General features: G+C 39.5%; 23 protein-coding genes and 1 pseudogene. 14 read left to right on the top strand and 10 right to left on the bottom strand.

Annotated elements, in window-relative coordinates; translation table 11 throughout:
• The first annotated feature begins 195 nt into the window (after positions 1 to 195).
• Together AN391_RS16565 and AN391_RS16570 are read left to right on the top strand one after the other, a co-directional pair.
• On the top strand, positions 196 to 516 hold the full coding sequence (locus tag AN391_RS16565) for a hypothetical protein (protein WP_055016431.1): 321 nt from the start codon (positions 196 to 198) through the stop codon (positions 514 to 516).
• Positions 517 to 716: 200 nt separating this feature from the next.
• On the top strand, positions 717 to 1,220 hold the full coding sequence (locus AN391_RS16570; protein ID WP_055016432.1) for an REP-associated tyrosine transposase: 504 nt from the start codon (positions 717 to 719) through the stop codon (positions 1,218 to 1,220).
• 147 nt (positions 1,221 to 1,367) lie between these two features.
• Here AN391_RS16570 and AN391_RS16575 read toward each other — a convergent pair whose 3' ends face one another.
• A complete protein-coding gene (locus AN391_RS16575; RefSeq protein WP_055016433.1) occupies positions 1,368 to 1,709 on the bottom strand; it encodes a zinc ribbon domain-containing protein YjdM in 342 nt (113 codons plus the stop codon).
• A gap of 267 nt (positions 1,710 to 1,976) precedes the next feature.
• Between AN391_RS16575 and AN391_RS16580 the strand changes: the two are divergent.
• Positions 1,977 to 3,051 (top strand): annotated as a pseudogene (locus AN391_RS16580) (GNAT family N-acetyltransferase/peptidase C39 family protein); the annotation flags it as partial.
• 17 nt (positions 3,052 to 3,068) lie between these two features.
• Positions 3,069 to 3,581: an MgtC/SapB family protein gene (locus AN391_RS16585; RefSeq protein ID WP_055016434.1), complete on the top strand. Its 513-nt coding sequence runs from the start codon at positions 3,069 to 3,071 to the stop codon at positions 3,579 to 3,581.
• Between the two features lie 128 nt (positions 3,582 to 3,709).
• On the opposite strand, the gene AN391_RS16590 is transcribed toward AN391_RS16585, so the two are convergent.
• The 3 genes from AN391_RS16590 to AN391_RS16600 form a co-directional block, all read right to left on the bottom strand.
• Positions 3,710 to 4,246 carry a hypothetical protein gene (locus AN391_RS16590; protein ID WP_055016435.1) on the bottom strand — a complete coding sequence of 179 codons (537 nt, stop codon included), beginning with the start codon at positions 4,244 to 4,246 and terminating at the stop codon, positions 3,710 to 3,712.
• Positions 4,233 to 4,571, bottom strand: coding sequence for a hypothetical protein (locus AN391_RS16595; RefSeq protein ID WP_055016436.1), 339 nt, complete (start codon positions 4,569 to 4,571; stop codon positions 4,233 to 4,235). Before AN391_RS16595 ends, AN391_RS16590 begins: the two co-directional genes overlap by 14 nt.
• A gap of 671 nt (positions 4,572 to 5,242) precedes the next feature.
• Positions 5,243 to 6,253 (bottom strand): GlxA family transcriptional regulator, encoded by a 1,011-nt coding sequence (locus AN391_RS16600; protein WP_055016437.1) that lies wholly within the window; start codon positions 6,251 to 6,253, stop codon positions 5,243 to 5,245.
• A gap of 124 nt (positions 6,254 to 6,377) precedes the next feature.
• Here AN391_RS16600 and AN391_RS16605 point away from each other — a divergent pair, with 124 nt between their 5' ends.
• Positions 6,378 to 8,285, top strand: coding sequence for a beta-ketoacyl synthase (locus AN391_RS16605; protein ID WP_055016438.1), 1,908 nt, complete (start codon positions 6,378 to 6,380; stop codon positions 8,283 to 8,285).
• 314 nt (positions 8,286 to 8,599) lie between these two features.
• On the top strand, positions 8,600 to 9,625 hold the full coding sequence (locus AN391_RS16610) for an energy transducer TonB (protein WP_055016439.1): 1,026 nt from the start codon (positions 8,600 to 8,602) through the stop codon (positions 9,623 to 9,625).
• A gap of 62 nt (positions 9,626 to 9,687) precedes the next feature.
• Here the strand turns inward: AN391_RS16610 and AN391_RS16615 are convergent, their stop codons facing one another.
• Both AN391_RS16615 and AN391_RS16620 read right to left on the bottom strand, forming a co-directional pair.
• Positions 9,688 to 10,872 carry a DUF1624 domain-containing protein gene (locus AN391_RS16615; RefSeq protein ID WP_055016440.1) on the bottom strand — a complete coding sequence of 395 codons (1,185 nt, stop codon included), beginning with the start codon at positions 10,870 to 10,872 and terminating at the stop codon, positions 9,688 to 9,690.
• A 140-nt stretch (positions 10,873 to 11,012) separates the two neighbouring features.
• A complete protein-coding gene (locus tag AN391_RS16620) occupies positions 11,013 to 11,429 on the bottom strand; it encodes an MgtC/SapB family protein (RefSeq protein ID WP_055016441.1) in 417 nt (138 codons plus the stop codon).
• 522 nt (positions 11,430 to 11,951) lie between these two features.
• Here AN391_RS16620 and AN391_RS16625 point away from each other — a divergent pair.
• The gene (locus AN391_RS16625) at positions 11,952 to 13,415 is read left to right on the top strand and encodes a BCCT family transporter (protein WP_235575952.1); all 1,464 of its coding nucleotides are present in this window, start codon (positions 11,952 to 11,954) and stop codon (positions 13,413 to 13,415) included.
• Between the two features lie 73 nt (positions 13,416 to 13,488).
• Complete coding sequence (locus tag AN391_RS16630; RefSeq protein WP_055016443.1) at positions 13,489 to 13,863, top strand: hypothetical protein; 375 nt, start codon at positions 13,489 to 13,491, stop codon at positions 13,861 to 13,863.
• On the opposite strand, the gene fghA is transcribed toward AN391_RS16630, so the two are convergent.
• Complete coding sequence (gene fghA, locus AN391_RS16635) at positions 13,817 to 14,659, bottom strand: S-formylglutathione hydrolase (RefSeq protein ID WP_055016444.1); 843 nt, start codon at positions 14,657 to 14,659, stop codon at positions 13,817 to 13,819. The two genes, AN391_RS16630 and fghA, sit on opposite strands and share 47 nt — an antisense overlap.
• 68 nt (positions 14,660 to 14,727) lie before the next feature.
• Entirely contained in the window at positions 14,728 to 15,849 is a 1,122-nt protein-coding gene (locus AN391_RS16640) for an S-(hydroxymethyl)glutathione dehydrogenase/class III alcohol dehydrogenase (protein ID WP_055016445.1), read from the bottom strand.
• A gap of 131 nt (positions 15,850 to 15,980) precedes the next feature.
• On the opposite strand from AN391_RS16640, the gene AN391_RS16645 reads away from it, so the two are divergent.
• From AN391_RS16645 to AN391_RS16665, 5 genes are all read left to right on the top strand, one after another.
• Positions 15,981 to 16,850 carry a LysR family transcriptional regulator gene (locus AN391_RS16645; protein WP_055016462.1) on the top strand — a complete coding sequence of 290 codons (870 nt, stop codon included), beginning with the start codon at positions 15,981 to 15,983 and terminating at the stop codon, positions 16,848 to 16,850.
• A 125-nt stretch (positions 16,851 to 16,975) separates the two neighbouring features.
• The gene (locus tag AN391_RS16650; RefSeq protein ID WP_055016446.1) at positions 16,976 to 18,193 is read left to right on the top strand and encodes a lipoprotein-releasing ABC transporter permease subunit; all 1,218 of its coding nucleotides are present in this window, start codon (positions 16,976 to 16,978) and stop codon (positions 18,191 to 18,193) included.
• A complete protein-coding gene (gene lolD, locus AN391_RS16655) occupies positions 18,186 to 18,884 on the top strand; it encodes a lipoprotein-releasing ABC transporter ATP-binding protein LolD (RefSeq protein WP_055016447.1) in 699 nt (232 codons plus the stop codon). The genes AN391_RS16650 and lolD overlap by 8 nt, the downstream gene beginning before the upstream one ends.
• A complete protein-coding gene (locus AN391_RS16660; protein ID WP_055016448.1) occupies positions 18,874 to 20,118 on the top strand; it encodes a lipoprotein-releasing ABC transporter permease subunit in 1,245 nt (414 codons plus the stop codon). Before lolD ends, AN391_RS16660 begins: the two co-directional genes overlap by 11 nt.
• Positions 20,119 to 20,231: 113 nt before the next feature.
• Complete coding sequence (locus AN391_RS16665; protein ID WP_055016449.1) at positions 20,232 to 20,696, top strand: DUF1456 family protein; 465 nt, start codon at positions 20,232 to 20,234, stop codon at positions 20,694 to 20,696.
• A 62-nt stretch (positions 20,697 to 20,758) separates the two neighbouring features.
• Here AN391_RS16665 and AN391_RS16670 read toward each other — a convergent pair whose 3' ends face one another.
• Positions 20,759 to 22,492, bottom strand: coding sequence for an AMP-binding protein (locus AN391_RS16670; RefSeq protein ID WP_055016450.1), 1,734 nt, complete (start codon positions 22,490 to 22,492; stop codon positions 20,759 to 20,761).
• A gap of 305 nt (positions 22,493 to 22,797) precedes the next feature.
• Positions 22,798 to 23,244 (bottom strand): DUF3010 family protein, encoded by a 447-nt coding sequence (locus AN391_RS16675; protein WP_004587837.1) that lies wholly within the window; start codon positions 23,242 to 23,244, stop codon positions 22,798 to 22,800.
• Between the two features lie 383 nt (positions 23,245 to 23,627).
• Here AN391_RS16675 and thrS point away from each other — a divergent pair, with 383 nt between their 5' ends.
• Positions 23,628 to 25,538, top strand: coding sequence for a threonine--tRNA ligase (thrS, locus tag AN391_RS16680; protein ID WP_004587838.1), 1,911 nt, complete (start codon positions 23,628 to 23,630; stop codon positions 25,536 to 25,538).
• Positions 25,539 to 25,579 lie beyond the last annotated feature (41 nt).

Consider the following 25,579-nt stretch of genomic DNA (forward strand, 5'->3'; position numbering starts at 1 on the left):
GTAAACGACTCGAGTAAATAGAGCCTGCTTTTTTCATATAAAAGGTGGAGTATGACCGTCAAGAAAAAAATAAACAAGACACCCATCCTAAATTTTGCAGTTTACGCATAGGTTCGTCTGTTAAATTAAAGTGGGTGTCAAGTTTGGTTTTATTCTCAAGTTTGGTTTTCGTTACGGAGTTAGGTTGCATCGATTATGAATGATGAGTCAAGTAAGAGAAAGTCTTGTGAGCTTGCGAAGGCGTTGTTAACTAGCAATGAAGACTATTTGGATACTGTCTTAGCTTTGTCATTTCTAGGAAATAATATTCATGGTCAATGTTGGGAAACAGAGTTTCATATCTTTGGGTTAATTACATCAGAAACTGATCATTTGCCACTTAAAAAAGTCAGGCAACATTGTAGCGATGAGTTATTATCTAAATCTGACAGTGAAATACAAGAAACTATTAATTATTATTCAACGCAAGTACACGCTGCATGCACTGAAATATTGGAAAAATATGGCAATGTATAACAAACAAGTCATCCCAAAACAAAACAATCAGCATGACACCGATCCAAACTACCAACACAATAAACGCGCTTCTTAAAACTCATAAATTAACTGTCGGATGGCATGGCTCCGCCACTTATCCGACCTACGTCAATGTTGTATATATCCTAAAATTACGCTTTATTTAGCTAATGCGTAACAAATAATACAGTGGATATGTAATGCAATATCGTCGTAATTATGTAAAAGGTGGGACGTACTTTTTTACCGTTAATTTGTTCGATAGGAATAAATCGTTGTTGGTTGAGAATATCGATTTATTAAGAGAGTCTATCCGTGTTGTTAAACTCCAAAGACCATTTTATATAGATGCATGGGTTGTGCTACCCGAACACCTTCATGCGGTTTTAACCTTACCAGATGGTGATGTGGATTATTCAAGTCGCTGGCGAGAAATTAAAAAGCGATTTTCAAAATCTCTCCCAAAAACAGAGTTTTTAACTCAAACACGAAAACGTAAAAATGAGCGCGGAATTTGGCAACGCCGATTTTGGGAGCACACGATTAAAAATAATGATGATTATTGGCATCATGTTAACTATGTTCACTTTAATCCCTTAAAGCACGGTTTAGTTAGTCGAGTAGTTGATTGGCCTTATTCAAGTTTTCACAGAGCCGTGAAACAAGGTGTTTATACAAATAATTGGTGCGGCGAAATAATATAAATTATTTGTAGGTCGGATAAGCGAAGCGCCATCCGACGAAGCCATAGCTACATAATACATTTTAGCCTTGTATAAAACTCTATTGTTGAATGAAATAAACTCGGCTTTATGGCGTGTCGGATGGCATGGCTTCGCCACTTATCCGACCTACGAGTTAGCCTTTTTCACAAACTTCGCTGTTACCATCATTTCGCCAATACCATCTACTTTACAATCTAGCTCGTGATCTTTTTTATTAAGCACACGTCTAACGACCGCTTTGGTACCAATTTTAATCACTTGTGAGCTGCCTTTTATTTTTAAATCTTTGGCTACGGTTACTTTATCGCCATCATTAAGTAGAGTGCCGTTGGCATCTTTAACTAAAATTGCGTCTTCATCGCTTGTCGTATTTGGGTTCCATTCATAGGCACATTCAGGGCAAATAAGTAGTTGCTGGTCTTCGTAAACATATTCAGATTGGCACTGTGGGCAGGCTGGGTGTGACATTTATAACGCTCATAAAATAGTAATTTTGCGTATTTTAATCTGCATTAATAGGAAAATATAGTTAATCAATACTTTTTATCTTTACGCTAAAAATATCTCGTTTGTGTGGTTTTTAAAAAGGGCATATAAAGCAGATGTCGCTTAAGCAATTTAAGCGCTAACACTTACAGTAGGTATTTGTTAAAGCACCCATCGTATTAAGTGATACGCGCAATGCCCACTTAGTACGCTGGGTGTTTCTATTTATAGTGCTGAGTATTTTATTAGGCATGCTTTAATAACGATAAATTGAGCCCGCGTAGCTTAAAGCGCTGGTTAAGTGCTAAGCACGGTATTTTGCTAATTGCAGAAAATGGCGAGCAAGTATGCGGCTATGGGCTTGTGTGGTGCCATAAAGGCACACGTTTAGCGCGTTTATATTCGCTAGCTGTAAAACCCACAATGCAAGGTAAAGGCATTGCCAAAATGCTATTAGCTGCGCTTGAAAAGCAAACCAGCGAGCGTGGGCGAATTTACCTTCGTTTAGAAGTGGCCGTAAATAACAAAAGTGCTATTGGGCTTTATAAAAGTTTGGGTTACAGAGTATTGGGCTTTATAAAAGTTTGGGTTACAGAGTATTTGGCCAATACAGCGATTATTACGATGATCATAGTGATGCATTGCGAATGCAAAAAAATATTCGCCAAACGAATGAGCTAAAAGTAGCGCGATTAACGCCATGGTATCAGCAAACGACCGAGTTTACCTGTGGGCCTGCGGCGTTATTAATGGCAATGTGGGCACTTAAGCCAGCAACGGAGCTTAGCCAATCACACGAGCTGGCACTGTGGCGCGAAGGCACCACCATTTTTATGACCTCGGGGCATGGTGGTTGCCACCCGTTTGGTCTAGCACTTGCCGCTAACAAACGCGGCTTTAAAAGCGAGGTAATGGTTAATACCACAGAGCCTTTGTTTTTAGATGGCGTACGCAATGAGAACAAAAAAGTGGTACTTACAACAGTACACCAACAATTTGTTGATGGTATTGCACAGGCTAATATACCGCTTAGCTATAAAGTGTTGAACTTGAGCATATTGAACAGTGGTTAAGCCAAGGCTTTAGCGTACTCTTATTGATTAGCACATACAGTTTTGATGGTAAAAAATCACCGCATTGGGTGTGCGTTACCCACCTTGATGAGCACTGCGTGTATGTACACGATCCATTTTGCGAGCCAGGAAGCGACAAACAACTTGCTATAGATTGCCAGTACGTACCTATAGCGCGCAGTGATTTTAGTAAAATGTCAGCATTTGGTGGCCAACGGCTAAGAACCGCAGTGGCCATTGCTAATGATTAATAGGTTTAATGTAAAGAGTGAATTTTTTAGATTTAATTGATGTAGCCCCTTATTCGTGGGCAGCTATTGGTACTGCCGCTTTTTGCGGTGCCATCATAGGGTTAGAGCGCCAGTTGCGCGGTAAACCTGTGGGTATTCGTACCTCGGCTTTAATAACCCTAGGCACGTATTTGTTTTTATCGACTGCGTTTAACTTACAAGGCGATGTAATTGACCATTCGCGCGTTGTGGGGCAAATAATTACAGGCATTGGCTTTTTAGGCGCTGGCGTTATGCTTGCAAAAGACGGCGCCGTAGTAGGGGTTACCTCAGCTGCAACAATATGGGTGCTTGCCTCAATTGGCGTAATGATAGCCACAGACAATTTGGCTGCTGCTATTAAACTTTCGGTGCTGGTGGTCGGTATTTTATACGGCGTAGATGTACTAGAGGTAAAATTTAAAAGCTTAAGTAAAGGCGTGCACACTAAAGTAAAAAATTATCAAAAACGTTACTACCGAAAAGAGTTTAACGACACAGAACGCCACTAATTAAGTGGCGCTTTTTTCAGTGTTATTGAAATAGGTAGATATTTAAGCTTGTTTGAAAGCTCAAATATGAACCCTATCAGTGTAATGACACACTGTTATCTCTCTACATCTCGTGCTTATATGCTCTATTACTTATCAAAAATATTAAGATTTAAATTCTGTAAAATAGCTGTGTATATAAAAGGCTGTGTCCCTACTTGCTTTTCAAACTCAAGACGTACATCTTCAGCGAGATTCATATAGTTGACTTTGTACTGTAAGAACTTTTTTGGTTCATATAAAAGTTGTCCACTACTATTTCCGTATTTAGAAGCTTCTAAACCGAGTTCAGCACGAGTGAAGTCAAGTTGACCAATTGCAAAAATAAGATTACCGCGTTCCTCATTGTCACACATATCCCTATTACGCATCCTCAAATAAAACAACGATTTAAGGAATTCTTCTTTCGTGACACCGAGCGTTATGAATCTACTTAGATCTAGCTCTAATTCAGAAGACTCTGCAATATCTTTGCACTTAGATACAGAATCAGCTAAAAGAGTTATTTTATTTAATACATCCTTGTTTAGCATTTCCAAAATCGGACTATCTGACCCTAAACACTGATTAGAATATACAGACATTAAAATTGGTAAAAAAAATACTAATTTATTATTTACAGCCACTAGAAACTCCCAACCAAAACTTTAATAGTTTAGGATTATTGTGCATATGGTAATGGATAACCATATCATCGGCATGGCTTTGTATCATTCTGTTTGTTATTACAGGGAGAGATTTCATTGCTTTTGCATAAAGAGACCAATCAGTTTGTGTAATATTGAAACCTGCTTGAGGTGGTTTGCTTTTTGTGAATATACTCGAAAAAACCCCTAGAGTAATAAATGCGGCTAGAATATCATTAATTTCTTTTTTATTATTTATTATCTCTATAGTTTTTTTACTCACAGCGTCAAACTGTAACCCATTTAGTGGTTCACATGTTTTCATTAAATATATCCTTATTATTTAGTTTGATGAAATTAGCACAGATAAATATATTTAGTCAAACAATACAATAATCCTCTGTAACTAGGCCTTAATTGCTAAGTAGAACCAGAAAAAATTTGGCTTTACTCTTTTACCTGCACTAATGACTTTAAGTATCACGATTTAGCTTTAAATACTGACTCAGCTATAGAGTTACCATAAAAACTGGTAGGCTAAGTAATCTTCTAAGCTATTTTTGTCTAATCTGAATATACAGCTAATATCTCTAATCATATTATTTAATCTAACTGCTTCTGTACCTATTTGTTCTTCAGTTATTTTAATAGTTTAAAAATCTTCCAACGCATTTGATGCTTTTAAAAAGTTATCATATAAGATAGCAGAAACATAAAGTTTAGATTCAGATATTATACGTCGCACATCTTTATACTTTGATATTTTAAAGTTATAAAATTCTCTCCCATAAGAATAATATAAATCATTAATGGTAATGGCTAATTTATTTTTATCCTTAAGGAAAATATTATTTTTACTTGCCTTGATATCTTTATAAGAAAAATAGGCAGAAGTGGCTACCGCACAAGTAGAAAAAATGTGAGTAAGTTAGTTATATTTATATGAGTACTTATTTTTAGCTGGTTCTATTATGTTGATTTTACATTTTTTGAATATTAGCCAAATAATTTTTTTCTCACTACTTTTCTATACTCGCTTGGCGTTTGGCTTAGGACTTTTTTAAATACGCGTGTTAAATGCCCTTGGTCGTTATAGCCAACCTCAAGCGCCACTTCCTGAATCGTTAAATTAGACGATGCTAATAACTCTTTAGCGCCTTCTACCCGTAATTGTTGCCAATATTCTATCGGACTTTGGTTAGTGGCAAGTTTAAAGCGCCGTGTAAAGGTACGGTAGCTTAAACTAAATTGGGCGGCTACTTCTTGTAAGCTTAACTCGCTGGCTAAATTGGTTTTAAGCCAAAACTGAATTTGCGCGATAAGTTCATCTGGATGGCGGTCAACTGCGCCTTCAAGGTAGCGCTGATCTTCGTAGGGTTTTCGTACTTCATGCGAGAAGTTACGCTCTACGTGTTGCGCAGCTGCTTTGCCATAATATTGGCTAATAATATGAACGATTACATCCGCAAGCGCATTTAAACTTGCCACCGTATACATGCGCTCAGATTGGGTGATAAAAAAGTCGGGCTTTAAATCTACCAATGGGTAGTCGTGGCTAAATTGTTTTGCATAATGCCAGTGGGTTGTAGCAGGGTGACCATTAAGTAAGCCTGCTTCTGCAACTAGGCAATTACCTGTACCTACGCCAATTATGTGGCTGCCTGTTTCAAAGCTTTCTTGTAGCCATTCAACCACTTCTTTATTAGTACGAACGACAGGGCGAGGATTTCGCCATATGCCGGGTACTATAATTAAATCGTTGTAGGGCGCGTTGTGTGTAGTGCAGTCGGGCACTATGGCAAGGCCTGTACGGTTTTGTATTGGCTCATTATTTTTAGCAATTAAATTTATACTAAGCGGTCTAAAATCAGCCTGGTTTAAGTGGCCTTTAGCATAGGCTTCACCGGCTCTAAGCATTTCTATAGGCAGTGTTAAGCTGGTAATGAGTAAGTGCGGGTACACAGCTATCGCTATATTTAATGCTGGATTGACAGTTTTGTTTTGCATGCAAATGCTCCGACCAGTAGTTTTTGGCCTTTAATGCTGAACATTTGGCTATTAAAGCACAAAGGACGGGGGGTAATCCATTTAAACTGTTTGCTTCTCAAATAACACGCTTTAAAGGTTAATTATGACAGCATTACCTGTAATTGTAGGCATGGGCGGTATTAACGCTGCAGGCCGAACTTCTTTTCATCAAGGTTACCGCCGTATCGTGTTAGATGCATTAAACGCACAAGCCCGTAGTGAAACATTTTTAGGCCTTGCCACATTAATGAACTTAGTACGCGTTGTTGATGGTCAATTACAAGACACAAACGGTAATAATGTTGAGCAAAGCGACATAGAAGCACGCTTTGGTGAGCAAATTATAGCTGGCACGCTTATTCGTAAAATTGAAAAAGAGCATTTTGACGCAGATGCCACCCCTTGGCAGCAAAAAATGACGTTAAAATCGTCTGAAGAAAACGCAATAGTATTTGAAACTCGCGCGCGCGACTTACCAACCCCAGTGCCTGCAAGCTGGGAAGTACAAGCGCTTGAAGGCAAAAAAGTAAAAGTAACAATAGCCGCAGATTTAGACGTAAAGCTTGATTCTACACGTGATAATCCAATTAAATCGGCAGGTCAGTTTCCTACTGGGTTTGATCCATCAATTATGTATAACAGCCGTTACCAGCCGCGTGGTTTGCAAGCGACTATATTTGCAGCAAATGATGCCATTAAATCAACGGGCCTTGACTGGCAACGCATAATGAATAGCGTAGAGCCAGATAAAATTGGTACCTATTCAGCCTCTGTTATTGGTCAAATGGACGATAAAGGATTAGGTGGTTTAGTTAAAGCGCGCCAGCAGGGCGATCGTGTTAGTACTAAGCAATTAGCACTTGGTTTAAATACGATGTCGACCGATTTTATAAACGCGTACGTTACAGGTAATGTAGGGACTACGTTTTCTACCTCGGGCGCATGTGCGACATTTTTATATAACTTACGCGCTGCAGTAAACGATATTCAAGCAGGACGCACCCGTGTTGCGGTGGTAGCAAGTGTTGAATGCGCTATTACGCCAGAAGTGGTCGAAGGTTTTGGCAATATGAGCGCCCTTGCCAATGTTGAAGGCCTGCGCCGTTTAGATAATTTAAGCAGTGAACAAGAGCCCGATTACCGTAAAAGTAGCCGCCCATTTGGTGAAAACTGCGGCTTTACATTAGGTGAAGGTGCACAAGTGGCTATTTTAATGGAGGATGCGTTAGCACTTGAACTAGGCGCAGACATTATGGGCTCTGTACCTGATGTATTTGTAAATGCTGATGGCATTAAAAAATCAATCACCTCTCCTGGCCCTGGTAATTACATTACCATGGCTAAATCTGTAGCGCTTGCAAAAAGCATATTAGGTAAAGAGGCGCTGCAAAAGCGCAGCTTTATTTTAGCGCATGGATCAAGCACACCGCAAAATAGAGTCACAGAGTCACTTATTTACCATAAAGTAGCGCAAACCTTTGCCATTGATAGCTGGAAAGTAACGGCGCCTAAAGCCTATGTAGGGCATACAATTGCCCCTGCCAGTGGCGATCAGCTTGCGATTGCGCTGGGTGTATTTAGCCATAATATTATGCCGGGTATTACGACTATAGATAAAGTTGCTGACGATGTTTATGCAGATCATTTAGATATACGTAACAGCCACTACGACTGTGGCGATATGGACATAGCCTTTATAAACTCAAAAGGTTTTGGCGGAAATAATGCCACAGCCACTGTACTGAGCGCTAAAGTAACACTGCAAATGCTTGCTAAACGCCATGGTGAAAAAGTGATGAGTGATTACGCTGATAAAAACACTAACGTTATTGCCGCGCAAAATACCTATAAAGCGCAAGCTGACCTTGGTAAGTACGAATTAGTCTATCGTTTTGGTGATGGCGCCATTGACGATAACGACATTGTAATTGGCGAAGCAGGAATAGAGCTTCCTGGCTTTGATAAAGCTATTTCGTTTAATACAACCCACTCCTATCAAGATATGTCCTAAGCACACATACTTGAATCCAAAGGCGCTATGAAAGGCGCCTTTTTTTATGCTTGAGTTTTATAATACCCACTCGCCATACTCAATCATTTTTCGTGCCTAAACGACCCATTATCGGCGTTAAAATATTATTTAGAACAACTAAATAAGATTATTTTGCTGGTTAGCAACACATTTTTCCAATCTCACAATAGAGAAATTAATTAAACGGATTGGTATAAAATTGATTAAAAAATGACGTGTTTTTATGGATTTATTTGGATTTATGGAGTACCTTTGTTTTTATATTAGAAACATAATCTAGGATGGATAACTCGATGAAAAAACGTTTACTCGCACTTTCTTTAGTTTCAACCTTTACTCTACCACCAGTATCAGCGGATGACTTTGTACCTGCACAGGTAATAAATAAAAATTACGATCAACTTACTAATACCTCATCACGCGCATCAAGGTTAGAAGGCATTAACTTAAGCAGCTACGTGGTTGATGAAAACGGGCAGGTAAGTGATATTGAAATTGTGGCCACGGCAGGACAAAAAAAATATCAAAGAGAAGCCATCGATTACGTTTCTAAACTCAATTATAAAAGCGCGCGCATAAATGGTAATGCTGTACCTACAGCTAAAACAATTAAGGTAAGCTCACAAAATGTGCACGCTAGTTTTTCTAATGATCAAGCATCTCCTGGCTTTTTTGACGATTATAAAAAAGCCAGCCAGCTTATTGATGATAAAAAATACGATGAGGCTAAAACATATATTACAGAACTTGAAAACGAGCATACTAAAAACACCGTTGAAATAGTTTTATTGGCGTGGCTAAAAAGCCAACATAGCTACTTTGTAAAAGACTGGGAAAAATTTGATAAGCATATTTATGAAGCTTTTTTGTTTAGAGATAACTTACCAGATCAAATAAAAAAGCGTGTAATTAAAAATGCACTGCAATGGTTTATATCAAAACAAGATTTTGTGCGCGCTTACGATGCGATTGATGCACTAGATAATATAGATTCAATAACCTTTTCAGAGCAAAATAAAGCACAGTTATTAGCGCAAGTGAACGATATATATAAAAATTCGGGTGAAATAAGTCAGCAAATTTCACTTGAATCTGAGCAGGCTGTTTTACCGCTATTGTCTAAAAGTGAAGTAGAACTCAAATCAGACAAGCCGTTATCTAAAGTACAGCTTAGGTGTGAAAACAAAGTAGTTAATTATGATTTAAGCACTATTGATAAAATTGAAATTTCTAAAAATGATGTGCGATGCGGTTTATTAATTAAAAGTACTATCGCTCAAACTGTGACTCTTAAACAAAGCGGTAAAAGCTTTTTATAGATTATTACTGAGTATGCTTACCAACTAAAACCCCGCAGTATTAAGCGGGGTTTTTTGTTTTTTTAAATGTATTTAGCAATTAAGCTGTGTTTGTTATTCCGTTTCCAAGTAATGTAGTGCTTAGCAAGTAAAGTGGTAAGCCCAATAACAACAGCTATAAAAGTAAGTGTAGCTACGTAGCTCATTCCATATCCTGGCGGTAAACCAACAAGGGTTTCACCGTAGGTCATATCGCTATAATTAAGCCCTAAAATAGGGATAAGCAACCACGCTAGTGCATGCAATAAATACAGATGTACAAGGTATGAAAACATACTGGTTTTGCCAAGTACCTGTAAAAAACCACGTGAAAAATCGGTTTTTAGACGGCTTAAAAATTTAAGTGCGATAAGCCCAAGGCCTACTGTTAGCAACATAAACTGTAACGACAGCGGATATTTGGTTGGGTTTAAAAACGACATAATGGTATCAAGAGTATTACTGTGAATAGTAAATGTTGATGTATCACCATATAAATTAAAACCGCGTAGTATTGTATATAAAGCTAAGCAATTAACGCCCAGTAAAGCTGCATGGTTTATTGCTTTTGCACTGTACTTTTTTGCTTTGTAATAAACGCCAGCGCAATAAGCCATTGCCATTAAGCCTATAATGGGAGCTACAGGGTAGGTTGTTCTTATTTTAAAACCGAAAGGCAGTTCGAGTACATTTTTTTGATGTGCTATAGACCACAGTGTATTTGCCAGCGTATTTGGCTCAAAACTTACCCCGTCAAATAAATTGTGGCCGAACACTAATAGCAAACCTGCTATAAATACAGCATATAAGCCAATTAAACGAAGTAACCCAAGCATAACAAAGCCCCAGCCAATTGCCCAAATAACCTGCGCGTATAGCATCGGGAAAGCGGGGTTGAAACTCCACGACCATGAGACGATAGTAAATTCAAACAAAATAAGTACTAAACCACGAATAATTAAGCTTTGTGAAAATGCTTTAGTGGAAGTGTATTTATGCTCAGTTATGGCTGCCGAAAGCCCCGCTAAAAAAACAAATAAAGGAGCGCAAAAGTGCGAAACAAAACGGGTAAAAAAGGTGAGGGGATCAGTACCAGGAACCGTCATCGGATCGGTGACTGAATAATTTAGGCAGTAATACATGCCGTGGTCTATGACCATAAAAATAATGATAATACCTCGAAGTAAATCAATATGATGTAATCGAGGAGGCGTAGCTGGGATTGACATAACTAAGCTCAAAAGGGAGATAAAATATGTCGGTATTATATGTTATAAAATAACGTCACGCGAGAGTGAGCGTCTGAAATTTAGGAAATGACAATCTGTGGTTTATTAGCACCGCTTAAGCGTAACTCCCCAAATATGTATTACTTGAACTTTTTAACGTATCTGAGAGTTATAAAATTAATGACAGCTAGTACTATGGCGATTTCATAACGGTTATATGCCACAGCTATACCAATTAAACCCATATTCCAAATACTTGCTGCTGTTGCTGTGCCCGACGTAGATTTATTATTTTTTAAAATTGCGCCGCCACCAATAAAACCTATGCCTGTTATTATTCCTTGTAACATTTTAGATTGCGCCTCAGCACCTTCTAGCACCGACATTGCAATAACAGCATAGCCACACGAGGCTACAGCAACTAGAGGAAATGTTCTTAAGCCTGCTCCGTCATTACTTCTCTCTCTGTCATAAGCCATAGGTAGGGCAAGCAAATAGGCTATACCAAGGTGAATTAAATTATCGATGATCTCATTCCACTGTAAATCAATTTCCATAATGGTCTCTAATGGTAAAAGGTGTATATTGATAGCAAACGACAGGCCAATGATTTTATTGTTGATATTCAGTGAATTAAATATTTTATAGGTGGGCGCTTATTATTTAATTGGTAATATTTACATGATTAGTTAACGCTTTTACAAGTAAATCCTACCTATGCGTTTAATTAATTTTGCAAAGTGCGTATTATTTTATTATTAAAGACTAGGGCCTGTTTATCTTTCGAAGTTAAATTTACAGCAGTTTGTTTGGTATTTAGCCAAGGCAGAGCCTGTGTAGTATGGTTACTCCCCGTAAATAGGCGATAACGTCGTATAAATGCCAAACAGGTTCTGTCTAGGGGCCATTTACTCTTTTTTACTCGGTTTTGACTTAGCCCACTAGGTTACAAACCTCGCACCACGATTAAATAAGCCCCTAGATTGAACAAATTTTAATCCTGAAAGGTCAACAGGCCTCAATAGAGTGTATTTTAATTGCATTTACATATAACCAAGCTTGAAATAACTGCATTATTAGTGTGCTTTACTCTTAGTGCTATTGCATTTTTGGCTCCTCAACTACTTACTGATCATTTGCAACCGCTCATCAATAGCGCCTTAAGCTTTTTAGGGGCGCCGTTTTTTTTGTTAGTCAATTTTTTACTACTTGCCGTCATTGTTATTGCCATAAGCCCGCTTGGTAGGCGAAAAGTTGGCGGGGACGCTGCCCGTGTTGAATTTGGCTTATTTGGTTGGCTGTCTATGCTTTTTGCAGCAGGAATGGGATCGGGGCTCATTTTTTGGGGCGTAGCAGAACCTGCACTTCACTCAGTTAATCCTGTACTAAAACAAAGTTTATATGCAAACACTCAAACGAGTGGCTTGGCGCTTACACTTGTAAATTGGGGAGCACATGCATGGGCGCTATATGCGGTGTTTGGCTTAGTTTTAGGAGGGCTTAGTACTAAAAGTGGTGAGGCTGGCGATATAGCCGCGCCCGTTATTAATGTAACCAAAGGGGTTATAAATAGCGGTTGGCAATTTAAGTTGAGCTTTAGTATTAAACTTATAGCCATATTCGCAATATTTTTTGGCGTCGTGGGGACTATTGCAAACTCTACGCTATTACTTCGTAAGGGGTTGGAATTAAAGCTAGGCATTGAGTCAGTATTGCTTTCGGGTTTAATTATAATTAGTTTAATCGTGGTTTTGTATACGGTTTCAGCAAAGCTAGGCCTGAAAAACGGGGTGCAAGCGCTGAGTAAGTTTAATGTGCTCTTAGCTTTTGGCATGATTATATGGTTAATGTTTTATGTGCCATTAAAACCAATTATTGATATAGCGATAGGGGGGACTTGGGATTACATTCAGCTCATTACTACTGGTACTTGGCAATTAGAAAGCGTACTTAAAGATCCTGAATGGGCTAATGGTTGGACATATAATTACTATTTTTGGTGTTTAGCTTGGGGGCCATTCGTGGGTGTGTTTTTAGCTAAAATAAGCCAAGGTAGGCCTGTGTGGCAATACATTATAGGTGTAGTGTTTGTGCCTACCTTAGTAACCATAATATGGTTTAGTGTTTTTTCGGGGTCGGCCATAGCGTGGGATCAAACGCATAATGCAGGTATTTTAGCGGCTATTAAAGCTGATTACACCCAAGGGTTATTTGTATTTTTTGAACAATTAGGGTGGCAAGGAAGTATTTTAATTTGGTCAAGCTTGCTGCTTTTGCTCATTTTTGTAGCAACATCGGCAGACTCAGCAATACTTATAATAAAGGAATTAAGCTCTTCCAATAAAAACGCGCATACTAATAACACCGTAAATTTATATGGTTGGTCATTTGCTTTAGGCTTATGTGCCTTTATATTACTTGCTCAAAATAACGAGCCACTCAATAGAAGTGTTGCCATTATTGGTGCGCTCCCCTTTTTGGTTATTTTTATCTTGCAGCTGGTGGGTTTTATTAAAGAGTTTTTAAGTGAATTTAAGCACTAGCGCTTACATATTTTTACAATGCTATTTTTAAAATTGTATATTATTTAAGTAATATTTTTGTTCAGGATACATCATGAGAACGCTAACTGTATTTTTATGTGTTATTTATCTAAGTGGCTGCACAGTCGCTGGTGTTATAATTGATGAACAGGCACAGTTAAATGCACGTGATAATAAATATAGTAATAGTCCTGCTCGTTCAGAGCCTTATAAAAATCTACTCGAACCTATACCTAAAAACAAAAACGGGTTCAGTTTTACCGATTTAGGATTGAAAATAGATTCATTGCTAATCAATTTAGTAAAAGGTGAGGGAAATACGGTACAAGTTTGCAGGCAAGTGAGTAAAGTATTAAAAGAGTGTGTAGAAGTAGAGAAATCTGATCTACACACTAATGAGATTACGCAGTTAAAAACTGACTATGAAATGATAAGTGTTGGTCAATAAAGCTGCTTATAAAAAAGTAACTATGATCATAACCTGCTTGCATTTCAATACTAAGCGGATAGCCTTTATTTTTAGCAACAGCCGCTAAGTTTTGCGGCTTAAGTTGCTCCTCTAAAAACCCATCGGCATCGCCCTGTGTTACAAGCATAGGGAGAAAATCAGCCTGCTGCGCTTTTTTCATCAACTCGCACGAATCGTATTGAGCCCAAAGCGCTTTGTCGGTGCCTAAGTAACCCGTAAATGCTTTCACGCCCCACGGGCAGTCAATTGGATTAACAATAGGGCTAAAGGCCGATGCGCTAACATACGCTTTAGGGTTTTTAAGTGCCACCATTAAAGCGCCGTGGCCGCCCATAGAGTGACCACTAATAGCTTTAGTGCTTGTTACCGGGAAGTGTTGCTCAATAAGCATAGGTAGTTCATCAACTACATAGTCATACATATTAAAATGTGTATTGAACGGTGCTTGCGTTGCGTTTACGTAAAAACCCGCGCCTTGGCCAAAGTCGTAGTTATCGTCATCAGGAACACTATCACCACGTGGGCTTGTATCAGGCGCTACAATAGCAATACCCAGCTCAGCTGCTTTTTTAAATGCGCCGGCTTTTTGCATAAAGTTTTCGTCTGTACAGGTTAAACCCGATAGCCAATAAAGCACTGGCACTTTATTAGTCTCGCTTGCGCCTGGTGGTAAAAATACTGCAAAACGCATTGTGCAATGGGTACTGGTTGCAGTGTGGGTATATTGTTTGTGCCAACCACCTGCTACTTTTGTACTTGAGATATTTTCTAACATAAAAATCCTTAAAAGCCGCAAACAATTAAGTAATACGGCTTTTTAATACATAAGTTACCAATAGCGTATTAGTAGTGAATTACTGTACGAATACTTTTACCTTCGTGCATTAAATCAAACGCATCGTTAATTTCTTCAAGGCTCATTGTATGGGTAATAAAGTCGTTAAGCGCAAATTCGCCTGCCATGTAACGCTCAACAATTTCAGGTAATTGCGAACGGCCTTTAACGCCACCAAATGCGCTACCACGCCATACACGCCCTGTTACAAGCTGGAAAGGTCGGGTTGAAATTTCTTGGCCAGCACCGGCCACACCAATAATAACCGACTCACCCCAACCTTTATGACAACACTCAAGTGCTGAGCGCATTACATCAACGTTACCAATACACTCAAACGAATAATCAACACCGCCATCAGTCATATCAACAATTACTTCTTGAATTGGTTTGTCGAAATCTTTTGGATTAATTAAATCGGTTGCGCCAAGTTTTGTTGCAAGGTCAAATTTGCTGGTATTGATATCAACACCAATAATGCGACCAGCGCCGGCCATTTTTGCACCAATAATGGCCGATAAACCAATGCCACCTAAGCCAAAAATAGCCACGGTATCGCCTGGTTTTACGTTTGCAGTGTTTGTTACCGCGCCCATGCCTGTGGTTACACCACAGCCTAATAAACAAATCTCTTCGAGCGACGCTTCTTTATTTACTTTTGCAAGTGAAATTTCTGGCAGTACGGTGTACTCAGAAAAAGTAGACGTGCCCATGTAGTGATAAATTGGTTGGCCGTCTTTAAAAAAGCGTGTAGTGCCATCTGGCATTAGGCCTTTACCTTGTGTTTCGCGCACTGCTGAACATAGGTTAGTTTTGCCCGAAGTACACATTTTACATTCACCACATTCAGCAGTGTATAAAGGAATAACGTGATCGCCTACTTCAACACTGGTTACGCCTTCGCCCACTGCATACACAACGCCTGCACCTTCGTGGCCTAAAATTGCTGGGAAGATACCTTCCGGATCTTCACCTGATAAAGTAAATGCATCAGTGTGACAAACACCTGTTGCAGTAATTTTTACCATTACTTCGCCTTTTTTAGGCATCATCACATCAACTTCTTCAACGCTTAAGGGTTGGTTTGGACCCCATGCAATAGCTGCTTTTGATTTTATAAATTCAGACATGTGCTTATCCTTTGTAGTGGTTTTAAATAACAATTGTAGACCCAAAGTGTTTGGGTGATGGCTCTATTGTATTTGTTTCTCAAATAATGATAATCTCTGATTTATTAAAACACTTTTACAGTATGGTAATAATGGCACGTTGGGATGGCATAGACGAGTTTATAGCCGTGGGTGAAGAGGGCAGTTTTACAGCAGCGGCTAATGTACTGGGGTTGTCGGTTGCTCATATAAGTCGCCATGTAACGGCGTTGGAGCAGCGTTTAAATACCCAATTACTCACCCGTACCACCCGAAAAGTGGTATTAACCAAAGAGGGTGAAGCCTTTTTACATCAAACTAAGCAATTACAACATGCTATGGACGATGCAACGCAAAGTTTAGCAACGCAGCAAACAACGCCTAAAGGTAAAATTAAATTAACAGCTCCGGTTATGTATGGTGAAACTTTTATTATGCCTATTGTGCACAATTTTATGCATGAACACCCTGAGGTTGAAGTTATTGCTACACTTTCTAACGAGCAAGAAAACCTACTCGAAGGCGGGTTTGATTTAGCCATACGGTTAGGGCATTTAAAAGATTCAAGCCACAGAGCACGGCGTTTAAGTGCTCGGCGCTTTATAATGTGTGCCTCCCCAGATTATTTATCCCGTGTAGGTGAGCCTCATACCCTAGGTGAGCTAACACAACATCAATGTTTAATTGGTAACAGTAGTTACTGGCGAGTAAACGAAAACGGCCGTGATAAACACATTAAAATTGCAGGGCGCTTGCGCTGCAATAGTGGATGGGCGTTAGTTGATGGCGCAAAAAAAGGCTTAGGAATAGTCCAGCTACCTAATTATTATATTGAAAATGAGCTACGAACAGGCGAGCTTGTGCCCGTATTAACCCCTTATCAGCCGGAACAAGAAGGTGTGTGGGGAATTTACCCGCCGCGTCAGTTTGTTGCCACTAACGTAAGAGTATTACTCGATTATTTAGTGGCTGGACTTGAATAAAGTGCGCTTAAAATATAGCCAAGTGTAAGATTTATAAATTATTTCTTACATTTATGGTCATATTCAATTCATCTTAGTTCGTGCTACTATAGCCGCACACTTTTAGCATAAATGTTTTAAATAATATGTTTCAACCGGTTAGCTTATTTATAGGGCTCAGATATAGCCGCTCCTCTAAAGGAAATGCGTTTATATCGTTTATTTCATTTTTTTCTATTGCCGGAATAGCCATAGGTCTAATGGCCTTATTCACTGTAAGCAGTGTAATGAATGGCTTTGAAAACAGTTTAAAAACTAATATGTTAGGGCTCATTCCTCACGTAGAAATACAAGCTAATAAACACACCCGCGCGCAAATGAATGCGTTAAAAGTCGATTTAGAGCGCTCAGGTTACGTAGATCACGTAAGCCTATACCGCCATGGCGAAGCCATTTTGCAAACCAATAAAGACTTACACGGCGTATTACTGCAAGGCTTGTATGGCGATAACGGCTCGTTATATAAAATTACCGATAAAGTTGTGCAGGGCAATTGGCAAAACGTTTTAAATGATAGCTACAGCATAGCTATTAGCCGTTATTTAAGCCGTAAACTTGGTGTTGGTATGGGAGAAAAATTGCGCGTAATTATGCCTAATGCCTCTACATACACGCCACTTGGACGCGTACCTAGTCAGCGTTTATTTAAAATAGCCGCAATATACGAAACCGGCTCAGAAATAGATATGGGCCTTGCATTTACCAGCGGTGCATCTTTACAGCGGGTATTAAAGCTTAACAAAAATACCGCGCCTAACTTAAGTGTGTCGTTACATGAACCCTTTGAATTAGCGCAATTTACAAAGGACAGCCAACTTATTTTACGCGATTATCAAGTAAGTGACTGGCGCAGTAGCCAAGGCACGTTATTTGCCGCGGTTGCCATGGAAAAACGTATTATGTCTATGTTGTTAGGGCTGATTGTATTAGTGGCTGTATTTAATATTGTCTCAGCATTGACAATGATGGTGAGTGAAAAACAAGGGGAAGTGGCGATATTACAGACCTTAGGTTTAACGCCTTCACAAATACAAAAAGTATTTATGGTGCAGGGCTTGTATAACGGCGTTATTGGCACCGCGATAGGGGCATTTTTAGGTGTATTGTTTAGCATATATATTAATGAACTACTCGCTGCTGTAGGGCTAAACCTACTCGCAGGTGCAGAGCTTCCGGTAAAGTTTGATGTGTTAAGCCTCGTTATTATTGCGCTTAGCAGTATTGCAATGAGCTTTTTAGCCACTTTATATCCTGCGCGCAAAGCCGCAAAAGTAAAACCAGCAGAGGTATTGCGTTATGAATGATTTAGTTATTAGCTGTCAAAACTTAAGTAAAGTTTATCAAGATGGCCAAAACCAAGTAGAAGTATTAAAAGGGGTAGACCTATCACTTAACCAAGGAGATATGCTGGCTATAGTGGGCAGCTCGGGCTCAGGGAAAAGTACCTTACTGCATATTTTAGGCACCCTTGATACGGCTACATCGGGCAGCGCTAAAATAAAAAATCAAGAGGTTGCTAAATTATCGCGAACAGATCAAGCGGCGTTTAGAAATCAAAACTTGGGCTTTATTTATCAATTTCACCATTTATTAATGGAATTTAGTGCGGTTGAAAACGTGGCTATGCCGCTGTTAATTAAAGGGCTCAACGCAAAAGAGGCGAAAGAGCAAGCTTTGCAAATGTTAGATAAAGTAGGTCTTGCGCATCGTAGTGAGCATAAACCTTCGGCGCTATCGGGTGGAGAGCGCCAGCGTGTTGCTATTGCCCGAGCGCTGGTGACTAAACCTGCATTAGTGTTAGCCGACGAACCCACTGGTAATCTTGATAAGCAAAATGCGATTAAAATTTACGATTTAATTAATGAGCTAAATAAAAGCCTAAATACCAGTTTTGTAGTGGTTACTCACGACTTAGAGCTAGCAGACAAGCTAGGTGAAATTGCGTATTTAGATGATGGAAAACTTGCCATTAAAGAGTCGCACCATGTTGCTTAGTTTATTTTTAAGTGAACGTTTTAGAGCGTATTCTGGGCATAAAGACGAAAAAAACGCATTTGTAAGCTTTATTGCCAAAGCTTCTACTGTTGGTATTTTATTAGGGGTGGCGGTGTTAATTGTTGCGCTTTCGGTTATTAATGGCTTTGAGCAGCAACTTGTGCATCGTTTATTAAGTGTGGTACCGCAAGTTGAATACGTAGCGCCAAGCAGGCCAATTGCCAATTGGGCTGAAAAAGTTGAACGGCTACAGCATCAGCCACATGTTACTGGTGCTGCGCCATTTATAGCGGTAAATGGTATGGCGCAATTTAAAAGCCAGCTAAAAGCGGTAGAGATACGCGGCGTTGAACCAAGCTATGAAGGAAATGTATCGGCCATAAACCAATTTACCCAAGGCACACTGGTTAGTCAGCTGCGCACGAATGACGTTATTTTAGGCCAGCAAATTGTTAAGCAATTAGGCGCTAATATAGGCGACACTATTACTTTACTCATTCCTAAAATTAGTGAGCAAGGCAAGTCACTATTAGCCCCTAAACGCGTAACGTTAACACTTGCGGGCATTATAGAAATGGGTGGCCCAATAGATAGCACCGCTGCGTTTATTCATTTAAAAAAAGCACAAAGCGTTTTAGGTTACGATAATAGCCAAGTAACTGGGCTTAGGTTAAGTGTTGATGACGTATTCGAGGCGCATCAAATTGCACTGCGAGTTGGTCAAACTATTAGTGATTATGTGTACGTGTCTAGTTGGTTTAGAACGCAAGGTAGCTTGTACCAAGATATACAAATGGTACGTACCATTGTTTATATAGTGGTATTTTTAATTATAGCGGTAGCCAGTTTTAATATTGTGTCATCCTTGGTAATGGAAGTACGCGAAAAGCAAGGCAACATAGCTATTTTAAAAACCATGGGCGCTAAAGACAGTACTATTTTAGCTACATTTGTCATGCAAGGTTTAACGCAAGCTTTTGTTGGGGTACTACTTGGTACATTAGTCGGGGTTGTACTTGCGCTTAATATAAGTGAGCTGTTTACATGGGTGAGTCATTTATTCGATGCTAACCCACTCGAAGGCGTTTATTTTATTGAATTTTTACCCAGTAAATTAGTACTCAGTGATATAGGTATAACAGTGATAGTTACCTTTATTTTAGCTGTACTTGCTACTATTTACCCCGCGTGGCAAGCAACGCGAGTCGACCCTGCAAAAGTGTTGGGTAATTAACAACTTTTTATAGCGTAAATATCAATAGGGCAGCGTGCCTTAAGCTGCTAAACTGCGCGCTCATTTAACGTGGGCGCCCTAATTTAGCCTCGCTCTCTACTCAGGAAATTACTTTGACAAATAACGATATTTTACGCCGTGTTCGCTATACCTTTAATTTAACCGATACTGCCATGGTCAGTATTTTTGCCGCCGCAGAGGCAACAGTTACCATTGAGCAAGTTGTTGCATGGTTAACAAAAGAGGGCGAGCAAGGGTTTGTTAAAATGTCAGACACTGAGTTTGCTACGTTTTTAAATGGCTTTATTAATACTAAGCGTGGCAAGCGTGAAGGCCCTCAGCCTGTGCTAGAGGCTAAGTTAACCAATAATATTATTTTTATGAAACTGCGTATTGCGCTAAACATGAAAGCAGAAGATGTTATAGCAACACTTGCACAGGTTGACTTTGAATTAAGTAAGCATGAGCTGAGTGCGTTTTCTCGCAAAGTAGAAAACAAACATTACCGTGTGTGTAATGACCAAATTTTGCGTTTGTTTTTAACAGGTGTTCAGCAGCAATACCGCCCCGCAGAATAAATAAATTATTTATCGCTAAAAGCTCAGCAATTGCTGAGCTTTTTTGTAGTTAATATTTGCGGCTAAGAAAAGACCTTATCAGTAAGTAATTGCTGCATTTGCTCTCGCATTTTAAACTTTTGCAGTTTGCCTGTTACTGTCATTGGGTAACTCTCTACAAAGCGAATATAACGGGGCATTTTAAAATAGGCGAGTTTGTCTTTTAAAAATGCACGTATTGCTTGCTCATCAAGAACTGCATCTTCTTTTGGTTGGATCCACGCGCACACTTCTTCACCATACTTTTCATCACTAATACCAAATATAGCGGCATCTTGAACACCTGGATAAGTGTAAAGAACCTCTTCAATTTCGCGTGGGTAGACGTTTTCGCCACCTCGAATAATCATGTCTTTAATGCGGCCAACAATAGTAACAAATCCTTCGCTGTCCATTACCCCTAAATCACCAGAGTGTAACCAACCTTCATCATCTATAGTGGCTTGTGTTTTTTCTTCGTCATTCCAATAGCAGCGCATTATACCGGCTCCTTTACTACAAACCTCACCGGGTACTCCTACTTTTTGAATATTACCTAGTTCGTCAATAATTTTAACTTCAGTGTGAGCTAGCGCGCGGCCAACGGTTGTTACTTGACGCTCTATAGATGAGTCGGTTTCGGTTATATTATTGATTGGGCTGCATTCTGTTTGCCCATACGCAATTAAAACCTGATGCATATTCATTTGTGTTTGTACTTTACGCATGACTTGCTCAGGGCACGTAGAACCTGCCATAACACCGGTGCGCAACGTGCTAAGGTTATAGTTAGTAAAACTAGGCAGCTCTAGCTGGCTAATAAACATAGTAGGTACACCGTGCAGCGCCGTGCAGCCTTCTTGCTGTACTACATCAAGCGTGGTTTTTGCATCAAATGCATCGCTAGGATATATAGCTGCGGCGCCTTTAGTTACACACAAAAGACTGCCAAGCACCATACCAAAACAATGATACAGCGGCACAGGAATACATAGTTTATCTTGTGCTGTAAAATGCATAGCATCAGCAACAAAAAGTGCATTATTAAGTATGTTTTTATGCGTGAGTGTCGCACCTTTAGGGTTGCCCGTGGTGCCGGAGGTAAATTGAATGTTTATGTCCTGTTCGGCACTTAAATTTGCAGCAATAGCGTTGAGCTCTAGCTTATGAGCTGGCGTGGCCATATTCATAATATCAGAAAAAGAAAACATGCCAGGGCTTATTTCATCACCAATCCGTATTATATTTTTAAGGCTAGGTAAAGCGTGAGATGACAGCTTCCCATTTTCACACTGCTTAAGTTCTGGCGCTATACTATTTAACATATCTATATAGTTACTGCCCTTAAATTGCGAAGCGGTAATGAGTGTTGAGCACTCAACACTGTTTAATGCAAATTGAAGTTCGTTAGGGCGATAGGCTGGGTTGATGCACACCATAATGGCACCTATCTTGGCACTCGCAAATTGGGTTAAACACCACTCAATGTTATTGGGTGACCATATTCCGACCCGATCTCCTGGCTTAATACCTATGGCTAATAGCCCCATAGCAAGTTGGTTCACTTCTTTTTGAAACGCTCTGTACGTTAAGCGTACATTTTGATGGCTAACAACGACAGCGAGCGAATCAGGGTGTTTGTCGACAATAAAGTCAAAGTATTCGCCAATTGTTTTATCCGTAAGCGGCGTACTTTGCGCACCTTTAAAATAGCTTTTTGTGAGCGGTAATGTGTTTATTTGTTCTACTTCTTTTACCGAGCGCGATGGTGTAATCATGTGCTTCTCCGTATTAATGTGTGTCAGTTACTTATATCAATTCGTGATGATGAGTCAGTATTATTTTACGTAGCCTCTAATAGCTGTGTAGAAAATTAAAATAGTTAAGCGAATTGTTATGAGCTGTAGTTAAAATAAACACAAATTGTCGACAAAGAAAGAGGGGGTAGACTAATGTACTAAGCGTTAAGAGAAGTTAAATGAAAATGTTTTATAGAAGGGCTATAAAAAGCTAGGTTTTATGCAGACATAAAAAAAACGCCACTAAAAGGCGTTTTTATAATTTGTTTTAGTCGCTTAAAGGCTTATAGCTCATCACTGCGGTAGGTTTTTTTCATAATGTATACATAGGCATTAACAAAAGCGTTTTCTTGGTACTTTTTAAGGCCCGTGTCTTCAAACGCAATAGGAATTGGGTTGCGTTTGAGCTGCTCTTTAATTTCGGTCGTTGAGAACACGCGAACATCTAACTCTTCGATTAATTGAATCGCTGTTTCCATTTTAAAGCCCTTTGCACTGCCTGCAAATTTACCTTTAGGTTGGCGCTCACGAATGGCAACAGAATCAATTTGGTAATCTTGCATTAGTTTTGCAAAATCAAATTGAAATTTACGCATTATTTCAGTGTCGTTACCATTACCTAAGGTAAAGCGTGTTTGGCGCACATCGCGAATATCAAATACGTCGTTATCTTTACTTAAAATACAAAGTAGTACATCGCTACCGGTAATTTCTACACCACATGTTCTCATTGCTGTTCTCTAATATAACTTAATTGTTAGGTATTATACCAAACATCGAATAAATTGCGAGAGCGAGGCTTTGCGTGTGCATTTTAATAATCAATAAACTCAAGTTGTCACATCCTTAATTTAAATTAGCGAGCGAAAAACAAAAAAATGACTATTTTAGGTAAAATTTCAAGTAATGAGCGTGCTTTAAACTTGTAATTGATACTCTATCACGCGACAATATCTTTTTTGTAGTTGAGCAGACTCAGCATCTACATTAGTCATTTGTGGCGAAAAATAGTCAATGCTTATTCGTAAAAGCGTTGTCGAGTCATTCTCATTTAATTTATTTAAAAATACACGTGATACATTGTAGGTGTCACCACTGTATGTAAGGATTTATAATGCCAGTTATTACTCTTCCTGACGGCAGTCAGCGTAGTTTTGAAAACCCTGTAAGTACTCTTGATGTAGCTAACGATATTGGCCCTGGTCTTGCTAAAGCAACCATTGCTGGACGCGTTAATGGCGAGCGTGTTGATGCGTGCGATATGATCAACGAAGATTCGCGCCTTGAGATCATCACCGCAAAAGATGACGACGGCTTAGAAATTATTCGTCACTCGTGTGCTCACTTAATCGGTCACGCAGTTAAGCAGCTTTTCCCAGACGCTAAAATGGCTATTGGTCCAACTATCGATAACGGTTTTTACTACGATATTGATATGGAACATTCTCTGTCTCAAGAAGACTTAGACGCCATTGAAAAGCGTATGTTACAACTTGCAAAAACAAACTACGACGTAGTGAAAAAAAATGTAAGCTGGCAAGAAGCACGCGATACGTTTGAAGCGCGTGGCGAAACGTACAAAATGGAAATTTTGGACGAAAACATCGCAAAAGATGACAGACCAGGATTATACCATCACGAAGAGTACGTAGACATGTGTCGTGGTCCACACGTACCAAACATGAAATTCTGCCAAAACTTCAAAATAATGAAAGTGGCTGGTGCATACTGGCGTGGCGACTCTGAAAACAAAATGCTACAGCGTATTTACGGCACAGCGTGGGGCGATAAAAAGCAACTCAAAGCGTATCTTAAACGTTTAGAAGAGGCTGAAAAACGCGATCACCGCCGTATTGGTAAAGCGCTAGATTTATGGCACTGGCAAGAAGAAGCGCCAGGTATGGTATTTTGGCATAACGATGGTTGGAGCATTTACCGCGAGCTTGAAGAGTTTGTTCGTGAAAAACTGCGTGAATACAGCTACGAAGAAGTTAAAGGTCCAATGATGATGGACCGCTCTTTGTGGGAAAAATCAGGCCACTGGGAAAAATATTCAGACGCCATGTTTACCACAGAGTCTGAAAAACGCGAATACGCTATAAAACCAATGAACTGCCCAGGTCACGTACAAATTTTTAACCAAGGTTTAAAATCGTACCGTGATTTACCACTGCGTATGGCTGAGTTTGGTTGTTGTCACCGTAACGAACCATCAGGTGCTTTACACGGCTTAATGCGTGTACGTGGCTTTACACAAGATGATGCTCACGTGTTCTGTACAGAAGAGCAAGTAATGGACGAAGTGTCAGCGTGTATTAAGATGGTTTATGATACCTATGAGACATTCGGTTTTGACAAAATTGTAGTGAAGCTTTCTACGCGCCCTGAAAAACGCATCGGCGACGATGAAATTTGGGACAAAGCAGAGGTTGCATTAGCCGATGCACTTAAAGCAAACGACATTGAATTTGATTACCTACCAGGTGAAGGTGCCTTTTACGGACCTAAAATTGAATTTACTTTGTACGATTGTTTAGACAGAGCGTGGCAATGTGGTACAGTGCAACTCGACTTTGCATTACCGGGTCGTTTAGGCGCTACTTATGTAGCTGAAAACAACGAACGACGTACCCCAGTTATGATACACCGTGCTATTTTAGGCTCAATTGAGCGCTTTATCGGTATTTTAACTGAAGAATACGCTGGTTTATTCCCAACGTGGCTTGCGCCAAAGCAAGTGGTAATTATGAACATTACCGATAAACAAGCAGATTACGTGCACGAAATTGTACAAAAATTAAATAAACTTGGAATTAGAGCCGCTGCTGACTTGAGAAATGAGAAGATTGGCTTTAAAATCCGAGAACATACACTTAAGCGTATTCCTTACTTACTGGTTGTTGGCGATAAAGAAGTTGAACAACAGGAAGTAGCAGTACGTACCCGCACAGGTGAAGACCTAGGCAAATTTAATGTTGATGATTTTGTAGCTAAAATTAGCGAAGAAATTAAAAATCGACAGTAAAAATCGAGCGTGTAGGGCAATCACAAACAGCCAACTACACG

The organism is Pseudoalteromonas sp. P1-13-1a (genome assembly GCF_001401875.1).
Taxonomy (GTDB): domain Bacteria; phylum Pseudomonadota; class Gammaproteobacteria; order Enterobacterales; family Alteromonadaceae; genus Pseudoalteromonas.

What these genes read in the sequence shown, in the direction of transcription:
- thrS (WP_004587838.1), top strand. Translation starts at nt 23,628, where the DNA reads ATGCCAGTTATTACTCTTCCTGACGGCAGTCAGCGTAGTTTTGAAAAC.
- AN391_RS16570 (WP_055016432.1), top strand. Translation starts at nt 717, where the DNA reads ATGCAATATCGTCGTAATTATGTAAAAGGTGGGACGTACTTTTTTACC.
- AN391_RS16670 (WP_055016450.1), bottom strand. Translation starts at nt 22,492, where the DNA reads ATGATTACACCATCGCGCTCGGTAAAAGAAGTAGAACAAATAAACACA.
- AN391_RS16565 (WP_055016431.1), top strand. Translation starts at nt 196, where the DNA reads ATGAATGATGAGTCAAGTAAGAGAAAGTCTTGTGAGCTTGCGAAGGCG.
- AN391_RS16620 (WP_055016441.1), bottom strand. Translation starts at nt 11,429, where the DNA reads ATGGAAATTGATTTACAGTGGAATGAGATCATCGATAATTTAATTCAC.
- AN391_RS16595 (WP_055016436.1), bottom strand. Translation starts at nt 4,571, where the DNA reads ATGAAAACATGTGAACCACTAAATGGGTTACAGTTTGACGCTGTGAGT.
- AN391_RS16615 (WP_055016440.1), bottom strand. Translation starts at nt 10,872, where the DNA reads ATGTCAATCCCAGCTACGCCTCCTCGATTACATCATATTGATTTACTT.
- AN391_RS16640 (WP_055016445.1), bottom strand. Translation starts at nt 15,849, where the DNA reads ATGTCTGAATTTATAAAATCAAAAGCAGCTATTGCATGGGGTCCAAAC.
- AN391_RS16605 (WP_055016438.1), top strand. Translation starts at nt 6,378, where the DNA reads ATGACAGCATTACCTGTAATTGTAGGCATGGGCGGTATTAACGCTGCA.
- AN391_RS16645 (WP_055016462.1), top strand. Translation starts at nt 15,981, where the DNA reads ATGGCACGTTGGGATGGCATAGACGAGTTTATAGCCGTGGGTGAAGAG.
- AN391_RS16650 (WP_055016446.1), top strand. Translation starts at nt 16,976, where the DNA reads ATGTTTCAACCGGTTAGCTTATTTATAGGGCTCAGATATAGCCGCTCC.
- AN391_RS16600 (WP_055016437.1), bottom strand. Translation starts at nt 6,253, where the DNA reads ATGCAAAACAAAACTGTCAATCCAGCATTAAATATAGCGATAGCTGTG.
- AN391_RS16660 (WP_055016448.1), top strand. Translation starts at nt 18,874, where the DNA reads ATGTTGCTTAGTTTATTTTTAAGTGAACGTTTTAGAGCGTATTCTGGG.
- AN391_RS16610 (WP_055016439.1), top strand. Translation starts at nt 8,600, where the DNA reads ATGAAAAAACGTTTACTCGCACTTTCTTTAGTTTCAACCTTTACTCTA.
- lolD (WP_055016447.1), top strand. Translation starts at nt 18,186, where the DNA reads ATGAATGATTTAGTTATTAGCTGTCAAAACTTAAGTAAAGTTTATCAA.
- AN391_RS16675 (WP_004587837.1), bottom strand. Translation starts at nt 23,244, where the DNA reads ATGAGAACATGTGGTGTAGAAATTACCGGTAGCGATGTACTACTTTGT.
- AN391_RS16575 (WP_055016433.1), bottom strand. Translation starts at nt 1,709, where the DNA reads ATGTCACACCCAGCCTGCCCACAGTGCCAATCTGAATATGTTTACGAA.
- fghA (WP_055016444.1), bottom strand. Translation starts at nt 14,659, where the DNA reads ATGTTAGAAAATATCTCAAGTACAAAAGTAGCAGGTGGTTGGCACAAA.
- AN391_RS16630 (WP_055016443.1), top strand. Translation starts at nt 13,489, where the DNA reads ATGAGAACGCTAACTGTATTTTTATGTGTTATTTATCTAAGTGGCTGC.